Raw genomic sequence first — 279 nt, 5'->3', positions numbered from 1 at the left:
CAACCCGTCCCAGATGAGAGCAGCACTTGCACCTTGAATTTTAAATGTCCCTCTATCGTGGCCGGCATACAGCGCGCCATTTAGATGATTGAGGCTCCAAACCTGTCCCGTAGTGCCTGGAACTAACTGATACTGCTCATTAGTATCAGCCTTCTTATAATACAGACCTTGATTTGTTCCCAAATACATGATCCCGTCCAGGACCTCGCTGCAATATACAGTCCCGATTTTACCAAAAGTATCTACAAAAAGCTGAAAGGGACTTTCCTTGTTTATTAC

Annotated in this window: 1 protein-coding gene; it reads right to left on the bottom strand. The window is 44.8% G+C overall.

The features are described from left to right. On the bottom strand, positions 1–279 hold a 279-nt coding region (locus HC176_RS19900), incomplete at both ends, for a hypothetical protein (RefSeq protein WP_280818737.1).

The sequence above is a fragment of the Tamlana crocina genome, from assembly GCF_012037625.1.
This window is presented reverse-complemented; position numbering and strand designations above follow the sequence as displayed.